Annotated in this window: 17 protein-coding genes; 8 read left to right on the top strand and 9 right to left on the bottom strand. The window is 71.7% G+C overall.

Annotation, left to right across the window (positions count from 1 at the left end):
* Positions 1-73 precede the first annotated feature (73 nt).
* Positions 74-442: an STAS domain-containing protein gene (locus tag ACZ68L_RS15810; protein ID WP_469577508.1), complete on the bottom strand. Its 369-nt coding sequence runs from the start codon at positions 440-442 to the stop codon at positions 74-76.
* Between the two features lie 366 nt (positions 443-808).
* Between ACZ68L_RS15810 and ACZ68L_RS15805 the strand changes: the two genes are divergently transcribed.
* Together ACZ68L_RS15805 and ACZ68L_RS15800 are read left to right on the top strand one after the other, a co-directional pair.
* Positions 809-1,390 carry an RNA polymerase sigma factor gene (locus ACZ68L_RS15805; protein WP_469577375.1) on the top strand — a complete coding sequence of 194 codons (582 nt, stop codon included), beginning with the start codon at positions 809-811 and terminating at the stop codon, positions 1,388-1,390.
* Positions 1,387-2,754, top strand: coding sequence for a zf-HC2 domain-containing protein (locus tag ACZ68L_RS15800; protein ID WP_469577374.1), 1,368 nt, complete (start codon positions 1,387-1,389; stop codon positions 2,752-2,754). The genes ACZ68L_RS15805 and ACZ68L_RS15800 overlap by 4 nt, the downstream gene beginning before the upstream one ends.
* Positions 2,755-2,788: 34 nt before the next feature.
* Here ACZ68L_RS15800 and purU read toward each other — a convergent pair whose 3' ends face one another.
* Both purU and ACZ68L_RS15790 read right to left on the bottom strand, forming a co-directional pair.
* On the bottom strand, positions 2,789-3,667 hold the full coding sequence (purU, locus tag ACZ68L_RS15795; RefSeq protein ID WP_469577373.1) for a formyltetrahydrofolate deformylase: 879 nt from the start codon (positions 3,665-3,667) through the stop codon (positions 2,789-2,791).
* Between the two features lie 28 nt (positions 3,668-3,695).
* The gene (locus tag ACZ68L_RS15790; protein WP_469577507.1) at positions 3,696-4,142 is read right to left on the bottom strand and encodes an SCO4402 family protein; all 447 of its coding nucleotides are present in this window, start codon (positions 4,140-4,142) and stop codon (positions 3,696-3,698) included.
* Positions 4,143-4,316: 174 nt separating this feature from the next.
* On the opposite strand from ACZ68L_RS15790, the gene ACZ68L_RS15785 reads away from it, so the two are divergent.
* Entirely contained in the window at positions 4,317-5,597 is a 1,281-nt protein-coding gene (locus ACZ68L_RS15785; RefSeq protein ID WP_469577372.1) for an ABC transporter substrate-binding protein, read from the top strand.
* Between the two features lie 69 nt (positions 5,598-5,666).
* Here the strand turns inward: ACZ68L_RS15785 and ACZ68L_RS15780 are convergent, their stop codons facing one another.
* Entirely contained in the window at positions 5,667-7,160 is a 1,494-nt protein-coding gene (locus tag ACZ68L_RS15780; protein WP_469577371.1) for a hypothetical protein, read from the bottom strand.
* 174 nt (positions 7,161-7,334) lie between these two features.
* Complete coding sequence (locus tag ACZ68L_RS15775; protein ID WP_469577370.1) at positions 7,335-8,717, bottom strand: transcriptional regulator; 1,383 nt, start codon at positions 8,715-8,717, stop codon at positions 7,335-7,337.
* A gap of 292 nt (positions 8,718-9,009) precedes the next feature.
* On the opposite strand from ACZ68L_RS15775, the gene ACZ68L_RS15770 reads away from it, so the two are divergent.
* The 3 genes from ACZ68L_RS15770 to ACZ68L_RS15760 all read left to right on the top strand — a co-directional run bounded on the left by ACZ68L_RS15770 (position 9,010) and on the right by ACZ68L_RS15760 (position 12,230).
* On the top strand, positions 9,010-9,720 hold the full coding sequence (locus ACZ68L_RS15770) for a bifunctional DNA primase/polymerase (RefSeq protein ID WP_469577369.1): 711 nt from the start codon (positions 9,010-9,012) through the stop codon (positions 9,718-9,720).
* Between the two features lie 69 nt (positions 9,721-9,789).
* Positions 9,790-10,599, top strand: coding sequence for an ABC transporter ATP-binding protein (locus ACZ68L_RS15765; protein ID WP_469577506.1), 810 nt, complete (start codon positions 9,790-9,792; stop codon positions 10,597-10,599).
* Positions 10,596-12,230, top strand: a complete 1,635-nt coding sequence (locus tag ACZ68L_RS15760; protein WP_469577368.1) for a transporter — start codon at positions 10,596-10,598, stop codon at positions 12,228-12,230. Before ACZ68L_RS15765 ends, ACZ68L_RS15760 begins: the two co-directional genes overlap by 4 nt.
* Positions 12,231-12,427: 197 nt before the next feature.
* Here ACZ68L_RS15760 and ACZ68L_RS15755 read toward each other — a convergent pair whose 3' ends face one another.
* Positions 12,428-13,321 (bottom strand): alpha/beta fold hydrolase, encoded by an 894-nt coding sequence (locus ACZ68L_RS15755; protein WP_469577505.1) that lies wholly within the window; start codon positions 13,319-13,321, stop codon positions 12,428-12,430.
* A gap of 659 nt (positions 13,322-13,980) precedes the next feature.
* Positions 13,981-14,673: a metal-dependent transcriptional regulator gene (locus ACZ68L_RS15750; RefSeq protein ID WP_469577367.1), complete on the bottom strand. Its 693-nt coding sequence runs from the start codon at positions 14,671-14,673 to the stop codon at positions 13,981-13,983.
* A 195-nt stretch (positions 14,674-14,868) separates the two neighbouring features.
* Between ACZ68L_RS15750 and ACZ68L_RS15745 the strand changes: the two genes are divergently transcribed.
* Positions 14,869-15,630, top strand: a complete 762-nt coding sequence (locus tag ACZ68L_RS15745; RefSeq protein WP_469577366.1) for an SIS domain-containing protein — start codon at positions 14,869-14,871, stop codon at positions 15,628-15,630.
* A gap of 149 nt (positions 15,631-15,779) precedes the next feature.
* Here ACZ68L_RS15745 and ACZ68L_RS15740 read toward each other — a convergent pair whose 3' ends face one another.
* A complete protein-coding gene (locus ACZ68L_RS15740; protein ID WP_469577365.1) occupies positions 15,780-17,138 on the bottom strand; it encodes a PAS domain-containing protein in 1,359 nt (452 codons plus the stop codon).
* Between the two features lie 357 nt (positions 17,139-17,495).
* Positions 17,496-18,122, bottom strand: coding sequence for a pyridoxamine 5'-phosphate oxidase (pdxH, locus tag ACZ68L_RS15735; RefSeq protein ID WP_469577504.1), 627 nt, complete (start codon positions 18,120-18,122; stop codon positions 17,496-17,498).
* Between the two features lie 220 nt (positions 18,123-18,342).
* Between pdxH and ACZ68L_RS15730 the strand changes: the two genes are divergently transcribed.
* Positions 18,343-19,452 carry a citrate synthase 2 gene (locus tag ACZ68L_RS15730; RefSeq protein ID WP_469577364.1) on the top strand — a complete coding sequence of 370 codons (1,110 nt, stop codon included), beginning with the start codon at positions 18,343-18,345 and terminating at the stop codon, positions 19,450-19,452.
* The last annotated feature ends 26 nt before the right edge of the window (positions 19,453-19,478 follow it).

Below are 19,478 nucleotides of genomic sequence, written 5' to 3'. Positions count from 1 at the left end.
CGGCGCCACGTGTCACTTACGCGCTCCACCTGTGTGACAACCCGGTCTTCGACGGCGCCCCTCGCTCCACGCCTCAGGCCGGGAGCGGCTGGGCCTCGTCGTCGACGGCCGCGTACCGGTCGGGGTAGACCTCGAAGAGACGGCGTACGCCGAGGGCGGCGAGCACCCGGTTGACGTGGGATCCCTCCTCCGCGCCGCGGGCCGGGAGGATCAGCCGCAGCCGGCCCCCGCAGGAACGCATCAGGCGGCGGGAGGCGATCAGTACCCCGACGCCGCTGGAATCGCAGAACACGACCTCTGACAGGTCGAGCACCACATCGTGGCGCCCCGCGGCGACCGCCTCGTGGACGGACTGGCGCACGGCGGGCGACGTCAGCAGATCCAGCTCGCCGCGTATGCGCAGCACGGTCCAGTCGTCCTGCACGGTCTCGGCCACTCTCAGCGGCTTCCGGGAACGTTCCTGGGTGAGCCGGGGGGCGTGGGTGGTTGCAGCCGGTGGGTGGCTTCCACGAGGGCAAGGATTCCTCACGCGACTGGGCCTCTCGTTCCGGGGGATTCCGACGATCCGGAAGTTTCCGTTCCTTCTCGCGGCTGCCCCCGCCGCAGTCCCATGAAACACCGGGCCGGTCGACAGGACACAGCCGGGTTCGGGCAGAAAAGATCGTTTCAGGCCCGATTCTGCCGTCCCGGGAAGCCGCATTCCTTATCATCCCGGGCCTCCTCGGGGGCGTACTTGCCGCAAAGGGCGTGCGTGGTCGGTACCGCCGACTACATTCGGTGTGACGAGGGGAACAGGGCTGGGGGTCGCATGACGAACAACGCACCACCCCGCTGGGACCGCAAGATGCAGCAGCGGCTGGCACGCGGTGAGGCGGCGGCTCTCGGCGAGCTCTACGACCGGTTCGCCTCCCTCGTGCACAGCCAGGCCCACCGGATGCTCGACGACGAGACCGCCGCCGATCTCGTGACCCGCGAGGTCTTCGGCTACGTGTGGGAGAACCCGGACGCCTACGACCCGAAGCAGGGCTCGATGCGGTCCTGGGTGGCCCGGCTCACGCACCGCCAGTCCGTGCGCCGGCTGTGCGAGGAGGACGGCGCGCGAGGCGGCGAGGAAGGGGCCGCGGCCCCCGCCGGCCTGGAGGAGCGGGTGCGCCGGGCCACGTCCGCCGCCCGCGCCGACTACATCGTCGCGTCCATGCCCGCCCCGCTGCGGGCCGCGCTGGAGCTCGCGTACGTCCAGCGCCGGGACTACCGGCAGACCGCGGCCGACCTCGGGGTCACCGAGGACGAGGCCCGCCGCCGGCTCCGGCTCGGACTGCAACTGCTCTCCACCGCGCACACCCGCCCGCTGGAGGGCTCGTCGCCACCCGGATACGGACGACACCTGTGACCGGTGACGACGACGCGGAGGGCCGTGAGGGCGAAGGGCGCGACGACGACGTGCGGGGCGCGCCGCGCATACCGGGACCGCGGGCCGCCGCGGACGACCTCGATCTCGACGCCCTGCCCCTGCCGCCGCCCGTGCCGGCGACCCCGCCCGGGGTACCCCGGCCCGCCCCGCAACCGACGACACCGGAACCGGAATCCGCCGTGGCACCACCGGACCCATCGGACCTGTCCGCCGCACCGGCCCCGGTGCTCTCCCATCGCGTCCTCAAGGCCCTCCTCGGTGCCTGGGCCCTCGCCGCCTGCTCGGCGGCGGAGACCGAGGCCGTCGAGGCGCATCTGACCGAGTGCGCGGCCTGTGCGGAGGAGGCCCTGCGGCTGCGGGACGCGGTCGGCCTGCTGCAGACCGACCGCAGCCTGGATCTCGATCCGGCGTTGCGTTCCCGGGTGATCGAGACCTGTCTGAGCCGCCGCCCGGCCAAGATCCCGGTGCCGGACTGGGCCGCCCCGTACGACGCGGAGACCGCGCGGCTCGACGCGCTGCTGCGTGACATCGGCGGTTCGGAGTGGCATGCCCCGGTGCGGCTGAAGTGGTTCGAGGAAGAGCAGGAGGTCAGACGCAAGACGACGGTCGCAGGCGTCATCGGCCATCTCATGGCCGTCGACGGGCTGGTCGGCTCCGCCCTCGGCCTCGACGTACCGCTCGGCGAAGGCGTCATGGGCCGGGGTGACGACTGGCCGCTCTCCCCCACCGCGCGCACGGAGACGTACTGGTCCGCCGCCCGGCGGCCGCCCACCCGCACGATCCGCGAACCGTGGCGGGACCAGAGCCACACCCTCATCCGTACGGTGTCCTTCGCCGGCCGCGGCGTCGCCGAGCTCTCCGTCTCGTACGGGGACTTCGCCCTTCCGATGCACGACTCCCTGCTGGACCGGGCCTTCGAGTGCTGGGTGCACGGCGGCGACATCGCGCAGGCGGTGGACTATCCGTACGAAGCGCCGTCCGCCGCCCATCTCAACCGGATGGTCGACCTGGCGGCCCGACTCCTCCCGGCCGCCCTCGCCGAGCGCCGCAGATCCGGGCTCGCCGGGCCCGCCCGCCATCTGGTGTCGGCCGGTTCACCGGGCCGTTCGCTGCATCTGGAGGTCGAGGGTTCGGGCGGCGGGGACTGGTACATCCCGCTGGACTCCCCGGCCGCGGTCGGCTCGCCCGCGCACACGGTGGCGCAGGTCGCGCTGGACGGCGTCGAGTTCTGTCAGCTCGTGGCCGGGCACGTGTCCCCGGTGGAGGCGGCGGCCGGCCAGGAGGGGGACCGTGAGGCGATCCGCGACGTGCTCTGCGCCGCGGCGTCCCTGAGCCGCCTCTAGGCCCTGTCGTGCTCCGAGCCGCGTCGGGAGGGCTTCAGGAGAAGATCACCGTACGGCGGCCGTTGAGCAGGATGCGGCGCTCCGCATGCCACTTCACCGCCCGCGCCAGCGCCCGGCACTCCACATCGCGGCCGATGGCGACCAGCTGGTCCGGCGTGACGTCGTGGCCCACCCGCTCGACCTCCTGCTCGATGATCGGCCCCTCGTCGAGGTCGGCGGTCACGTAGTGCGCCGTCGCACCGATCAGCTTCACACCACGGGCGTGCGCCTGGTGGTACGGCTTGGCGCCCTTGAAGCTCGGCAGGAACGAGTGGTGGATGTTGATGATCCGGCCGCTCAGCTGCTTGCACAGATCGTCCGAGAGGACCTGCATGTAGCGGGCGAGGACGACCAGCTCGACGTTCTCCTCGCGGACCAGCTCCAGCAGCTCCGCCTCCGCTTCGGCCTTGTTCTCCCTGGTCACCGGGATGTGCCGGAAGGGGAGGTCGTACGAGGCGACGAGCTCGGCGAATTCCGTGTGGTTGGAGACGACTGCGGCGATCTCGATCGGCAGCGCCCCGATCCGGGAGCGGAACAGCAGGTCGTTGAGGCAGTGGCCGAATTTGCTGACCAGCAGCACGACTCGCATCCGCTCCGAGGAGCGGTGGATCTGCCAGTCCATCCGGAAGGAGTCGCCGATCGCGGTGAAGCTGGCCCGCAGCTTCTCCACGGTGACCGGGCTGTCGGCGGAGAAGTGGACGCGCATGAAGAACAGACCCGTGTCGTGGTCGCCGAACTGCTGGCTGTCCTCGATGTTGCAGCCGGTCATGAAGAGATAACTCGACACGGCATGCACGATGCCCTGTTTGTCCGGGCAGGAGAGCGTGAGGACGTACTGGTCGGGGGCGGTCTCAGCAGGCTGCGGCACGGTCATCCCCGTAGCGTGCCACACCGGACCGGCCTCAGGCCGACCTGGTCATGATGCGCAGCACGTCCAGGGAGCGCGGCGGCGTGTCGGGATCCTCGCCGTCGTTGGCGGCGAGCAGCACATGGGCCTCGCGTGCGGCCCGTACGGCCTCCGGCCAGCCGTGGTGTTCCAGATACGCCGAAACGGGTGCGTCCGCGCCGACCTGGTGCATGATCCGCAGCACCCGGAGCACGGCCACGTCGACGAGGGCGGACTCGTTGGCGTCGCGGAAGATCGTCCCGACGTACTTCTCGGCGGACCAGTTGTCCAGCCAGGTGTCCTCGACCAGGCGGTACACGGCGTCGGTGACGTCGCCGTACCCCTCCAGGCCGGCCAGCCAGCACTCGTGGTGGAAGACGGGGTCGGAGAGCATGTGCAGCGCCGAGCGCACGTTGCTGCGCCAGCGCCACCAAGGCATGTCATTCAGCGGCATGCCGCCCATGGTGGAGGAGCGACGGCCGCGACGGGAAGTGTTCTCCGAACCTTGCTGCACGGTTGTCGATCGTACGTTCCCCTCCCGGCTCCCCGCACCGGCCCCTGTAATTCACCCGGATGTCACTGTGCGTTGCGCGGGGCACACTGCGGCGTTACCCCACAGGCGGAAACGTTCATGCCCATGACCGGACGGCGACGCCTCACTTCCCCCCGCCCCTACAAGTTCCTCACAAGTACGGCGGCGGTCGGGGCGTTGCTGGTCACCGGCTGCGGTGTGCTCCCTGGTGCGTCGGGGGACGCCAGGGAGCCCCTCACCGTGGTGACCTGGGCGCCCGGCGGCAGGAGCGGGCCGGACACGGTGAACATGGCGGGCATGACCGCCATGGCGCGCGCCTACGCCCGCTGGGTCAACGGCGACGGCGGGCTCGACGGCCACAAGCTGCGCGTCGTGACCTGTGACGAGTCGGACACCTCGGTCGGCGCGGGGAACTGCGCCCGGCTGGCCGTCAAAGAGAAGGCGGCGGCGGTCGTCGGCTCGTACAGCCGGCACGGATCGTCCTTCATGGCGCCGCTGGAGAACGCCGGGATCCCGTACATCGGCGGTTACGGAGCCACGGACGAGGAGTTCAGCAGCTACAGCTCCTACCCCGTCAACGGCGGTCAGGCGGCGCTGCTCGCGGGCAACGCCCGTCAGCTGGCGCGCAACTGCGCGCGGGTGTCCGTGGTGCGGCCCGACACCCTGGGCGGCGACGGCCAGGCCTGGCTCCTCAACACCGGTCTCACCGAGGCCGGGCGGCCCCGGCCCGCCGACATCCGGGCGGCGGAGTCGGCGACCTCGTACGACGAGGCCGCCGGGCGGGCGCTCCAGGAGGCGGGGCCGGGCGACGGCTGTGTGACGGCCGTGCTCGGGGACCGTACCGAGACGTTCTTCGACTCGTTCCGCAGGCTCGAACCGTCGTACGGGAACGTACGGATCTCGTCCGTCCTCGGCAGTGTCGGGCAGCCGCTGATCGACAGCACCGGCGGCCGGAACAGTCCGTTCGAAGGGGCGTACCTCACCGGCTGGTACCCGGACTCGGGCGACGCCCGCTGGGACCGGATGCGCGAGGTGATCCGTAAGCACGCCTTCGGTGACAACCGGATCGACCCGGACGACACGGGCGTCCAGACCACATGGGTCGCGTACACCGCGCTGAACGAGCTCGTGAAGGCGATCGACGCCCCGCGGATCACCGCCGGGAAGCTCGTCTCCGCCCTCAACCACGGCACCCCGGTCGACACCGGCGGCCTCACCCCGGTGCTGCGCTGGCGCTTCGACGACATGATCGGCTCGTCGGCGTATCCACGGATCGTGAACAGCAAGGTGACGTTCCAGGTGGTGCGGAACGGACGGCTCGTCGCGGACAAGAAGGGGTTCGTGGACGTCGAGAAGACGCTGTCGGACGCCAGCGCGAAGGGGTGAGGCACCGGGGGCGGGGGCTCCGCCACCGGTCCCCCGCTCCTCGACCGCCACAGGTGCTGGACTCCCCCGTCAGAGCTGGGTCGCCTCCCGCCGGGTCAGCCCGTACTTCGACGCGATCGAGTTCCACAGCCCCGACGCCTCCCGCTTCGCCTTGCTCGCCTCGCCGCTCCGGGCGGTGGCCTGCTGCATCTCGGAGGCCGTGCGGGCGTTGCCGTGCTTGCACACCTTCTTGCCGTGCTTGGCCTCTTCGGCCCACGCGGCGTAGTGGTCGTCGGCGGAGGCGGATGCCTGCCAGGCCTTGGTGAGGGAGGCGGTCAGCCGCTGGTGGTTCGGCAGCTTGTCGACGTTCAGCTCCTGGAGCCGGGACACCAGATCACGGCGCTGCTGGGCGGCGCTCTTCAGATCGGTCACGGCCTGGTCCAGATCCTTGCAGCTCTTGGTCTTCCCGACGGCCCCGATGACGGCGGCACGGCTGTTGTTGCTGTCCGCCAGCAGCTTGTCGAGCGCCTCGGCCTGCGGCTGCGCCGGATCGGTCGCGGCCTGCGCGGAGGGCTGGTCGGCCGATGGGCTCGCGGCGGCCACCGGCTGCTTGTTGTCCTTGTTCTCGTCGCCGCCGCTCATCAGCGCACCCGCGCCGAGACCGACGACGGCGCAGCCGGCGACGACCGCCGCGATGAGCGTGACGTGCGCCCGCTTCTTGCGCTCCCCGCCCCGCCCCTGCGGCCCCTCGTCGACGGGCTGGTACTGGGGCTGCGGAGCCTGGGGTGCCTGGGGAGCGTGGTGGGCGCCCTGGTGCTGCTGCGTGGGATCGAACCGGGGCATCTGCTGGGTGGAACCCGCGGGCTCGTCGTTGCGGAACAGGTTGTCGAACTCGGCGGGCGGCTGCCGGTCGCCGGGAGCACCGGGCCTGATGCCGTACGGGGCCCCACCGGGAACCGGCGGGATGAACTGGGTCGCCTCGGCGTCACCGCCGGGGGCGGCGGGCGGCTGCTGGTACGCCTGCGTTTGCTGCTGCGGCTGCGGCGCTCCGTGGCTGAGGAACTGGGTGGCCTCCGCGGGGCTCTCCGGCGGCAGCCCGCCCGGCGGCGGTCCGGCGGGCACCGGCGCGATGTACTGGGTGGCCTCCGCGTCGCCGCCCATGCTCATGCCGGGCACGGCCTCCGGCGGCAGCGGCTGCGCGTACGACTGCTGGGGCTGCTGGGGCTGCTGGGGCTGTATGGGAGGCAACGGCTGGGCCTGCGGCTGCCCGTACGGCTGCGCCGGCTGCCCCTGGCCGTACTGCCCCTGCCCGTACTGGCCCTGCCCGTACTGGCCCTGGCCGTACTGCCCCTGCCCGTACTGGCCCTGCTGCTGGGCCTGTGCCTGAGGGTGCGACGAGGCGTCCTGGTGCGCCGCCTGCGGCCCCCACGGCTGCCCCCACGGCTGGCCACCCGCCGGGGCGGCCTGATCCGCGGGCCCCCCTGGTATCCAGGGCTCGCCGCCACCCGCGGGCAGCACGACACCTTCGTGCGCGGGCCGTACAGCAGGGAGCTGCTGCTCGTCACCCTGTCCGCTCTGCGTCACCGGGACTCCTACGTGTCAGCCTACGGAATCGTCGGCTCACGCTATCGGGTGGTCATGGCCGTTCGCCAAGCGCGTGTTGTCAGTCACCACCCCTTCACAAGAGCTGTAACACCCAGCGCCCCCAGGACGCAGTTGAAGGGGCACTCGGACGCGGCTGACCGGTACGGCCCGCGCTCACGCCGCCTGGAGCTCCAGCCGCGCGCCGAACTCCCGCACCGCCGACTCGTCCCCGTAGGGCATCAGCCGCTGCTGCAGATCGTCGAGATACTCCGCGCCCCGGCTGGAGCGCACCGACCCCAGCAGTTCCATCGCCCGGGTGCCCGTGTGGCAGGCCTGTTCGACCTCGCGCAGCTGGACCTGGGCCGTGGCGAGGAGCACCAGGCCGATGCCGCGGCGGCGGGCCCGGGACTCCGGATGTCCGTCCAGGGACTCCTTCGCCCGGCGTGCGGCAGCCTCGGCCTGGCCGAGGTCGCGGTGGCAGTGCGCCAGTTCGTCGGCGAGATAGGCGTGGTCGAAGTGGGCGATCCAGTCGGGATCGTCCCCGGTGTCCGGCTCGGCGTGCTCCATGGCCGCCAGCGCCCGGCCCGTCACGGCCTGGCAGGTGCGGGCGTCGCCGAGAAGGGCGTGTCCGCGCGCCTCCGCCGCGTAGAACATCGCCTCCGCCCGCGGGGTGACCCGGCCGCGCGCGCCCTCCTGCGCGGCCCGTGCCAGCTGGGCGATCTCGCGCGGATTGCCGAGCTGCGCGGCGAGATGGCTCATCGACGCGGCCAGTACGTAGCCTCCGTACGCCCGGTCGCCCGCCGCCTGGGCCAGGCGCAGCGCCTGGATGTAGTAGCGCTGGGCGAGCCCCGGCTGGCCCGTGTCGACCGCCATGTACCCCGCGAGTTCGGTGAGCCGTGCCACCGCCGCGAACAGCTGCCGGCCGAGCGATTCGCGGTACGCCCCCGAGAGCAGCCCGGAGACCACGCTGTTCAGGTAGTGCACCAGGACCGGCCGCACATGTCCGCTGCCGAACCGGTGGTCGAGGTCGACCAGCGCGGTCGTCATCGCCTGTACCGCCGCCACGTCCGACTTCCCGACGCGGGCCCCGGCGCCCCGCGCCACCTGTGGGTCGGCGCCGGTGATCAGCCAGTCGCGGCTGGGCTCGACCAGCGCCGACGAGGCGACCGTCGATCCGGACAGGAAGTCCCGGCGGCCGACATCGCTGCGCCACAGCTCGCAGACCTGCTCGATCGCGCCGATCACGGTCGGGGCGAACTGCAGGCCGACGCCGGACGCCAGGTTCTTGCCGTTGGCCATGCCGATCTCGTCGATCGTGACCGTGCGGCCGAGCTTGCGGCCGAGCGCCTCGGCGATGATTCCCGGTGCCCTGCCGCGTGGTTGCTGTCCACGCAGCCAACGGGCCACGGAGGTCTTGTCGTAACGCAGGTCGAGCCCGCGCTCCGCGCCGACCATGTTGACGCGGCGGGCCAGGCCGGCGTTGGAGCATCCGGCTTCCTGAATGAGCGCCTGGAGCCGTTCGTTCGGCTGGCGGGCGACGAGAGGTCTGGCTGCCATGTTTCCCCCTGAGGCCGCAGTGATCGATGAGCGGATCACTGCCCGGCAATGACACGGAAAATGCGCACATTCATCGTGTTCGTCACGTCCGTCGTGTTCCTGGCCATTCATGTCGACATATGACAGAGGCCGACCGTTCCGGGGCTACCCGTAAGGGGCTACCCGCCCGGCCGGGCACCGCCTCACGCGCGCCCCCGCCCATGCATCCATGCGCCCCGCATGCCGGATCGGTACGCCGTGACCGCGCCCGCCACGCCCGTAACCCCGGGTGGTGGCGGCAGTTGTGCTGTTCGTGGATGAGCCCATCGGAGCCGAAGAGCCCAACGGAGTCACGGAAGCCGCGAAGGTCCCCGAACAGCGGGGTGGGGAACTGCTCGACGCCGCGGTGCGGTACGCGGAGGAACGGCACTGGGACGTGTGCCCCGGCACCTGGCTGAACGCGGTGGCGGGGACCGAGGAGTGCTCGTGCGGTGACGCCGCCTGCGCCTCCCCCGGCGCCCATCCCACCGGACCGGACTGGGCGGGCCGGGCGACCGGCAGCGGCGCCGCGGCCCGCCGGATGTGGTCCGAGCACCCGAGGGCGTCGATCCTGCTGCCCACCGGCCGTACCTTCGACGCGATCGAGGTACCGGAGGCCGCCGGCTTCCTCGCACTGGCCCGGCTGGAGCGGATGGGCCTGCCGCTCGGGCCCGTCACCCGCACTCCCGACCGGCGGATGTTCTTCCTCGTCCTGCCCGGCGCGGCGGCCAAGGTGGACGAGCTCGTACGGAGGTTGGACTGGCGGGCCGCCGCCATCGACCTCGTCGGCCGCGGTGACGGCCACTGTCTGACGGGACCGCCGAGCCGGGTCGGCGGGCGCGGTGCGGTGCAGTGGGCCCGCCGACCCACCCCCGCCAACCGCTGGCTGCCGGACGCGGAGGAACTCATCGGCCCGCTCGCCTACGCCTGCGCGAGGGAGGCCGCCGCTGCGCGAGCACGCCCTTCGCAGGGAGCCCTTTCGTAGGGTGTCCCCATACACGGGGACGTCGAAAGGCAGTGCATCATGCGGGACCGGACAGACACCGACCGGGCCATGGGGGCGGGGGAAGCGACAGCGGCGGGCGGAGTGCCGGCGGTGCCGCCGGCCGTCCGCGTACAGGGACTGTGGAAGCGGTTCGGGGAACAGACCGCGGTCGCGGGGATCGATCTGGAGCTGCCCGCGGGCAAGTTCATCGGTCTGGTGGGGCCCAACGGTGCGGGCAAGACCACCACGCTGTCGATGGTCACCGGACTGCTCCGCCCCGACCAGGGGCTGATCGAGGTCGGCGGCCACGACGTGTGGCGCGACCCGGTCGAGGTCAAGTCCAGGATCGGCGTGCTCCCGGAGGGGCTGCGGCTCTTCGAACGCCTCTCGGGGCGCGAACTCCTCGCGTACAACGGCAGGTTGCGCGGACTGCCGGGCGCCGAGGTCGACAAGCGGGCCACCCAGCTCCTCGACGTGCTCGGTCTGGCGGGCACCCAGCACAAACTGGTCGTCGACTACTCGACCGGCATGCGCAAGAAGATCGGGCTCGCGGCAGCGCTGCTGCACAACCCCGAAGTGCTCTTCCTGGACGAGCCGTTCGAGGGCGTCGACCCGGTGTCGGCGCAGACCATCCGCGAGGTGCTGGAGCGGTACACCCGCTCGGGGGCGACCGTCGTCTTCTCCAGCCATGTGATGGAGCTCGTGGAGTCCCTCTGCGACTGGGTGGCCGTCATGGCCGCCGGCACGATCCGGGCGCAGGGCACCCTGGCCCAGGTACGCGGCGAGGCGTCCTCGCTGCAGAACGCCTTCCTCGAACTCGTCGGCGCGCACTCCCGGACCACCGACGACTCCCTGGACTGGCTGGGCGGCGACCGATGAGCGTGCTCGACACTCCTGCGGGGACCGCTCCCCGCCCGAGCGGCGGCGAGGGGCTCGTCCCCGTCTTCGTACGGCTCAAGCTGACCCTGCTGCGCAACGGGCTGCGGCAGTCGGCCGGCCGGCGGGCCGCGTACATCACCTCCATCGTCTTCACCCTGCTGATCGCCGCGGGCCAGCTGATCGGGCTGATCGCGCTGCGCGGGCACGCCCAGGTCGGCACCCTCGTCATCCTGATGACCGCGGTGCTGGCGGTCGGCTGGACCGTGATGCCGCTGTTCTTCCCCAGCGGTGACGAGACCCTCGACCCGAGCCGGCTGGTCATGCTGCCGCTGCGGCCGCGCCCGCTGATCGCGGCGCTGCTGACGGCGTCACTGGTCGGGATCGGCCCGCTGTTCACGCTCTGCCTGGCGGTCGGCTCGGTGTTCGCGGTGGCACGCGGGGCGGGCGGCGCCGTCTTCGCCGTGGTGGCCGCACCGCTCACGCTGGTGCTGTGCGTGGCACTCACACGGGCCGTGGCCACGGCCAACACCCGGCTGCTGACATCACGCAAGGGCCGCGATCTCGCGGTGCTCAGCGGACTGGTGATCGCGGTCGGCTTCCAGGTCGTCAACTTCGGTGCGCAGCGCCTCGGTCGGGCGGGCGGCCTCTCCACGCTCGAACCGGCCGCGGACGTGGTGCGCTGGCTGCCGCCCGCCTCGGCGATCGGGGCGGTCGACTCCGCGTCGCAGGGCTCGTACGGGCAGGCCGCCGGCCAGCTGCTGCTGTCCGTGGCGGCGCTGTTCGCGCTGTTGTGGCTGTGGCAGCGGAGTCTGGTGAAGCTGATGACGGCCCCGGACGGCTCGACCCTCGCCGCCGCCGGGACGAGCCGCGAGAAGGGCGGCTCCAGGCTCACCGCGCTGCTGCCCGCGGGGCGTACCGGAACGGTGATGGAGCGCAGCCTGCGGTACATCGCACGCGACCCGAAGACCAAGGCCGCCTGGGTCACGGCACTGGCGATCGGACTGATCGTGCCGCTGCTCAACGCGATGCAGGGCACCGGCTCGATCTACTTCGCCTGCTTCGCCGCCGGAATGCTCGGCATCCAGATGTACAACCAGTTCGGGCAGGACACCTCCGCGTTCTGGATGGTCGCGCTGACGATCTCCTCCACCCGGGACGCGTACCTCGAACTGCGGGCACGGGCGCTGGCGTTGCTGCTGATCACGCTGCCGTACACGATCATGGTGACGGTGGTGACGGCGGCGATCCTCGGCGACTGGGGTGCGCTGCCGGGAGCCATGGGGCTGTCGTTCGCCCTGCTGGGCGCGATGCTGGCGACGGGCTCCGTGGCCTCGGCGAACTTCCCGTACTCCATCCCGCAGGAGGGCGCGTTCAAGAATGTGGCACCCGGGCAGGCCGGACTCGCCTGGATCTCGATCTTCGGCGGCATGGTCGCCGCGTCGCTGCTCAGCGCGCCCGTGATCACGGCGACGATCTGGCTGCACGCCGACGGTCTGGAGCAGTGGCTCTGGCTGCTGCTGCCCGCCGGGGCGGTGTACGGGGCGCTGATCTCCTATGCGGGGCTGCGGATCGCCGCTCCCCGCACGGCGAAACGGCTCCCGGAGATCCTGGCGGCGGTCAGCAAGGGCTGAGAACCGGCTGCGCAGGGCCTGTCCCCCGGAGCGAGTGCCAGGAGCCGGGGGCAGGCCCTTTTCGCGCGTTTGGCCAGGTGCAGGAGTTGCACGAATTACCTGGGCTTGAGCCGCTTGAGCCGCTTGGGCTGCTTGGGCTGCTTGGGCTGCTTGAGCCGCTTGGGCTGCTTGAGCCGCTTGAGAAAACGGGCTCGCGTTTACGAGGAAACGGGCTCGCGGTCCTCCTGGGGATCCTCGGCGAACTGCTCCAGGAAGGGCTCGACCGCGGCGCGCCAGCCCTCCGGTTGGTCGTAGTGGACGAGATGGCCGGCGTCGGCCACCTCCGCGTACTGCCCGCGCGGCAGTACGCGGACCATCTCCTGGGCCTCCGCCCGGCCGAGCTCGCCGTCGAGGCCGCGGAGCACCAGGGTCGGACACCGGACCTGTACCAGCTCCTCCCAGTGCGCGTCGAACACCCAGGTCGCGCGGGACCGGAGCATCTGGCGACGGGAGAAGACGGGGCGCCAGCCGTCGGCCCGCTCGGCCATCACCTCGGCGAAGAACTCACCACGGGCCGGATTGGGCCGCTCCACCCAGGGGTCGTCCTCGCCGAACCACTTCCGCACGTCGGAGAGCGTCGCGAACGGCACCGGCCAGGACGTGAACCAGTCCTCCCACTCCCGCTGGGAGGCCGCGCCGAGCGCGGAGGCCCGCATGTCGCAGATGACCAGTGCCCGGACGAGATCGGGACGCTTCGCGGCGAGCTGCCAGGCGGTGAGCGCGCCCATCGCATGCCCGACGAGGGTGACGGGGGCGAGGCCGAGCTGTTCGATCGCCGTCTCGGCGTCGGCGACGTACGCGTCACGGGTGTACGGGACTTCGGCCGGCTTCTCGCTGCGGCCGTGCCCGCGCTGGTCGAGGCCGACGGCGCGGTGCCGCTCGGCGAGCCAGCGGATGGTCGGGGCCCAGTGCGAGGCCCGGCCCATCAGGCCGTGGAGCAATAAGACCCCGGGGGCGCGATCACCCTCCGCACGCCCCTTGGGCGGGTCGGCGAACTCCCAGGCCGCGAGGCGTACGCCGTCGGTCCCGGTCACATCGATGCGCCGCACCATGTGTTCTGGCACCCCCTTCTGGTCCTCGATCACCGCTTGATCCCGCTCGATCACCGTGTGGTCGCGTCACATCAGGCTATCGAACCTTTATTCGAAAACCGGGTTCTGGCATTCAACACCCCTCGTTCGAGTGACCGGCCCCAAGGATTGAGGGCGGTCGCGGAGGGGAGATCTTCTCCGGGAGGCGGGTCACTCGGGGATGAGGGCCCGTGGGGATCGACCTCGAGAGCTCGGGGCTCCGGGTCGAAGCAGGGGAGGACAGGCCCCGGCGCCGCACGGCGCCGGGGCCCTCTGCCGTTCGGGAGCCGACCGGCACCGCAACGTCATCCCGGGCGGCGGCACCGGCTCCATGGGCGGACGGGCGCGAGCCACGGGCGGCCGGGGCCGCGGCGGTCACCGTTCGATGTACGCGCCGGGCATGCCGGACATGCCAGTACGACGGGCGCATGCGCCTGCTCCCTCCCCGACCGCGCGACCAGCTGGCCGACACTCTCAGGTATGCCTCAGCCACAGCCTGGCACGCGATCCGTCCGGGCGCTGCACTTCCGGACGGAAAAAGGAAAAGCGGACCCAGGGCTTCTCGCGCTTCGGCGCCCCCCGTGGCACCCGGTCAGCGGCGACCGCCGCCGTACCCGTCAGCGACGGCCGCGCGGCACACCTCAGCGCTTGGCCACGAACACATGCGAGGCGACCTCGGCGTCCAGCTCCGCCGCCTCACCACTGCTGCCGACCAGTACGCCACCGGGCGACTGGGTCACGCTGACCACGGAGCCGGGCTGCACGCCCGCCCGCCGCAAGGTGTACATCAGCTGGGCGTCCGTCTGGATCGGCTCACCGATCCTGCGCACGACCACCGTCTTGCCCTCCGCGCCCGCGTCGAGCTCCGACAGGCTCACCATGCCCTCGTCGAGGAACGGGTCGGCCTCGGCCTTCTCGCCCAGCTCCTCCAGCCCCGGGATCGGATTCCCGTACGGGGACTCCGTCGGGTGACGCAGCAGCTCCAGCACCCGCCGCTCCACCGCCTCGCTCATCACGTGCTCCCAGCGGCACGCCTCGGCGTGGACCTGCTCCCACTCCAGGCCGATCACATCGACGAGCAGGCACTCCGCGAGCCGGTGCTTGCGCATGACGCGGGTCGCCAGACGGCGCCCCTCGTCGGTCAGCTCCAGGTGGCGGTCGCCCGCGACCTGCACCAGGCCGTCGCGCTCCATGCGTGCCACGGTCTGGCTGACCGTCGGACCGCTCTGGTCCAGCCGCTCCGCAATCCGGGCGCGCATGGGGACCACACCTTCCTCTTCGAGTTCGAGGATGGTGCGGAGATACATCTCCGTGGTGTCGATCAGTCCGGACATTCGTGCCCCTCGATGCTGTGACATGAAAAACGTCGTTCGCCCTGACCCAATTCTGACGCATACCGCTGACAACCGTGCCGTGCCGACCGGACACCGGGCGGCGGAGCGGCGTGGGCGGTATTGACAGGTCGCTGGTCCAGACCGCAACGTGATCCGCGGCACGGACACCCCACCCCGCCGGAAAGGGCCTCCTCGATGAGCGACAGCAAGCTGGCCGGTCAGTTCTTCGACGCCGCGATCGGCCTGCTGGAGCGCGTGCGCGACGAGGAATCCGGCAACATCGCGACCGCCGGTGCCGCGATCGCCGACACGGTCGCCGCGGGCGGCCGGCTCTTCGCCTTCGGTGCCGGACACTCCTCCCTCGCCGCACAGGACGTCGTCTACCGGGCGGGCGGACTCGCCCTGATGAACCTGCTGGCCGTACCGGGCACGGTCGGAGTCGACGTCATGCCGGCCACCCTGGGTTCCGCGCTGGAACGGGTCGACGGGCTGGCGGCAGCGGTGCTCGACTCCAGCCCCGCCAAGGCGGGCGACGTCCTCGTGATCATCTCGCTCTCCGGGCGCAACGCGCTCCCCGTGGAGATGGCGATGAACGCGCGGGCGCTCGGTTTGAAGGTCATCGGCGTCACTTCGGTGGCATACGCGGAGGGCACCCGGTCCCGGCACGGCTCGGGCGGCTTCCTGCGGGACCACTGCGACATCGTGCTCGACAGCAAGATCGCCATCGGCGACGCGGAACTGACCGTCGAGGGCATCGAGGCGCCGTTCGCGCCCGCGTCGACGGTGGTCACCAGTGCGGTGATGCAGGCGATGATGGCCGCCGCCGCGGAGCAGCTCGTGGCACGGGGGGTCGAGCCGCCGATGCTGCGTTCCGGGAACGTCGACGGCGGACATGAGTGGAACGGGCGCGTCATGACGGAGTACGCGGACCGGATCTTCTACCGCCACGGAGGCTGAGGCCCGGCGGCCCCGGCCACGGGAGCGGGCGTCCGGCTGCCGCACCGCCCTCGTCGCCCGCCGCCTCTCCCCTGGCACCCGGCAACCGGTTCTCTCCTCGACCGCCGAACGGACCGGGAGGGGTGCCGGAAGGCCGGAAGGGCATGCCGTCACTTCGGCGGCGCCAGCACCTGCGCCAGGTCCACCGCCGCCGCGACCCGGACCGCCACGCTCTCCGCGTACGCCGCGTCGGGGCGTTCGAAGGCGGTGCGATGGGCGGAGCGCAGAAACGTCACCACACCCAGCGTGCGCCCCCTGCTCCGCAGCACCGCGCACAGCGCGTGCACCGAATCGCCCGGCCACTGCCGTTCGGCCGCCCACATCCCGGCCTCCTGCCCCGCCCCCGCACTGGCCCGCACCGAACCCGTACGGTCCACCGCCTGAAGGGCCGGATGGCCCGCCGCGTACCGCAGCGGAATGCCGCCACCGGCCACCGGCACGCACGGCCCCGGCTCACCGGACGGGGTCGCCGCCACCCGCACCAACCGCTCCCCCGCCACGAGGTCGACCAGCGCGTGGTCGGCGAAGCCCGCGAGCGCGTAGTCCAGATGGGACATCGCCGCCTCCATCGGGTCCTCGCACTCGGACGCGGACCGGGAGGCCCGGTGCGACTGGTTCGAACGGAACCGCACCCGGTCCGCCTCCTGCGCCGCCAGCTTCTCCGGCGTCACGTCCTGGAACAGCCAGCCCACCCCCAACGGAACCGGCTCCTCCGTGAGCGGCGACGCCAGCCGCAGAAAGCCGCTGCGCCAGCACCGCCGCCGGTCCCCCTCCGCCGTCCGAAGCGTCACCCACAACTCGGCGGGCGCCGGGGGCGCGCCTTCCGCGAGCACATGCTGCAGCGCGCCCTCCAGATCCTCGACGCCCTGCGCGATCAGCTCCCCCAGCGGGCGCCCCAGCAGCGTCGTACGGCCACCGCCCAGCGCCCGCGCCGCGTGCGCGTTGACGACCGTCGGCCGCAGATCGGCGTCCACGAGCACCACGCCCCACGACGCGTCCTCGAACAGCGCCTCGCTCAGCGCGATGGACCGCTCCAGATCGATCTGCGCGTGCACCTCGCCGAACGCGCAGTACACCCCGGCCGGCTTCCCGTCCGCACCCCGGACCCCCGCCGACTGTGTCCGTACGAGCACCCGGCCGCCGTCCTTGCGCAGCAGCGCGAACTCGTGGACCCGGCGACCGCCCCCGTCCATGGCCGCCATCAGCCGCTCCTGGACCTCCCCGGCGTCCGCCCGCCGCACCGCCCACCCGGCGAACCCGGCCCGGCCGACGGCCTCCCGCGCGGACCAGCCGAGAATCCGCTCCGCCTCGCGGTTCCAGTGGGTGATCGTGCCGTCCGCGTCGAACGCGCAGAGCGCGGTGTCCATCCCGTCGAGCAGCGCCGCGAGCAGCTCGGCCCCGGGCCCGGCCCCCGGACCCTCGTCGGGCCCGAGCGCGTCGGTCGTTCCACTGCTTGTGGACGCACTCATCCCGTACCCCCCGCAGGACGCATCCGGCATTTCCGCACGTCAGACCATTGAACTCGAACGTGACCCCGGACACACCGACTTCCCGGAAATCGGCCGGTCCGTTAATTCGGTTGTGCGGCGCGGATGAGGTTCCTAGGGTTGCCGTACACGCATGAAAGGAGGTGATCCGAAAAGTGCAGTCTTATCGGATTCGTGAGGTGGCTGCGGGCTGACAGCCCGTCGTCGCACATCGTGCACCTCGGCAGACTGTCTGCCGAAACCCAAGCAGTCACCGACCCGCAGGCTCGCCGGTAGATCCGGCCGGCTCCTCCGCAAGGAGGGACCAGAGCCTGCGGGTTTCCGCGTGTCCGGGGGCTTCTACGGGCACAGGCGCTCGACGCGCCAGCTCCCGCCCTCGCGTACGTACCTCAGCCGGTCGTGCAGCCGGTTCTCGTGTCCCTGCCAGAACTCGATCGTGTCGGGGACGACGCGGAAACCGCCCCAGTGCGGGGGCGCGGGGACGTGTTCGCCCTCCGGGTAGCGGGCGGCGAGTTCCGCGTAGCGTGCGATCAGCTCCTCGCGGGTGCCGATCACCGTCGACTGGGCGCTCGCCCAGGCGCCCAGCTGGGAGCCGTGCGGGCGGGTGCGGAAGTAGGCGACCGTCTCCTCCCGGCCGACGCGGGCCGCCGTGCCGGTGACGATGACCTGGCGGGCCATCGGGTGCCAGGGGAAGAGCAGCGAGACGTACGGGTTGGCGGTCAGTTCGCGGCCCTTGCGGGATTCGTAGTTGGTGAAGAAGACGAAGCCGCGTTCGTCGTACTTCTTCAGCAGCACCGTGCGTGAGGACGGCCGTCCCCCGGGGGTGGCGGTGGAGACCACCATGGCGTTGGGCTCGTGGAGCAACCCGCCCACGGCCACCTGCTGGAACCAGTGGGCGAACTGCCGCATCGGGTCGGCGGCCAGCGTGTCCTCGGTGAAGGCCTCGGAGCGGTACTGCTCGCGCATCGCGGCCGGATCGGTGATGGAATCAGAAGGTGAATCTGCGGTGGGCACGGGGCCATCCTGCCGCAGCGGCCGAGTGCGCCCGGCAAGGAGGCCCTCGATCCGTCACCGACTGAATCGGGAAGCTGTGCCGGATGTCACGCTTCCCCGCGTCGTGGGAACCCGCCAATATCTTGGGCAGGCCACTGTGGCCTTCGCAGAGCCGTCGACCGAGGGAGCCGCCATGTCCGACTTCGTACCGGGACTAGAGGGAGTCATCGCCTTCGAGACGGAGATCGCCGAACCGGACAAGGAAGGCGGCGCGCTCCGATACCGCGGTGTCGACATCGAGGATCTCGTCGGCCATGTGTCGTTCGGAAACGTCTGGGGGCTGCTGGTCGACGGGGCGTTCAACCCCGGTCTGCCGCCCGCCGAGCCGTTCCCGATCCCGGTGCACTCCGGTGACATCCGGGTCGATGTGCAGTCCGCGCTGGCCATGCTCGCGCCCGTGTGGGGCCTGAAGCCGCTGCTCGACATCGACGAGGAGACCGCGCGCAACGACCTGGCGCGGGCCGCCGTGATGGCGCTGTCGTACGTCGCCCAGTCGGCGCGCGGTCAGGGGCTGCCGATGGTTCCGCAGAGCGAGATCGACAAGGCCCGGTCCGTGGTCGAGCGGTTCATGATCCGCTGGCGCGGTGAGCCGGACCCCAAGCACGTCAAGGCCGTCGACGCGTACTGGACATCGGCCGCCGAGCACGGCATGAACGCCTCCACGTTCACCGCGCGCGTCATCGCGTCGACCGGTGCCGATGTGGCGGCGGCGCTCTCGGGTGCGGTGGGTGCGATGTCGGGGCCGCTGCACGGTGGCGCGCCGTCCCGGGTGCTCGGCATGATCGAGGAGATCGAGCGGACCGGGGATGCCACCGCGTATGTGAAGAAGGCCCTGGACAAGGGTGAGCGGCTGATGGGCTTCGGGCACCGGGTCTACCGGGCGGAGGACCCTCGGGCGCGCGTTCTGCGGCGTACCGCCAAGGAGTTGGGGGCGCCGCGCTTCGAGGTGGCGCAGGCCCTGGAGAAGGCCGCGCTGGAGGAGCTGCACGCCCGGCGTCCCGACCGGGTGCTGGCGACGAACGTGGAGTTCTGGGCGGCGATCATGCTGGACTTCGCGGAGGTTCCGGCGCACATGTTCACGTCGATGTTCACGTGTGCGCGTACGGCGGGATGGTCGGCGCACATTCTGGAGCAGAAGCGGACGGGGCGGCTGGTGCGTCCTTCGGCGAGGTATATCGGTCCGGGATCGCGTGATCCCCGGGAGATCGAGGGGTACGAGCAGCTCGCGGATCTGGGGAACTGAGGGTCGGCCCCGGGGCGGGCGGGCCG

The sequence above is a fragment of the Streptomyces sp. NPDC104309 genome (genome assembly GCF_055584025.1).
The sequence above is the reverse complement of the archived record's forward strand: the minus strand, read 5'-3'. Positions and strand labels throughout refer to the sequence as shown.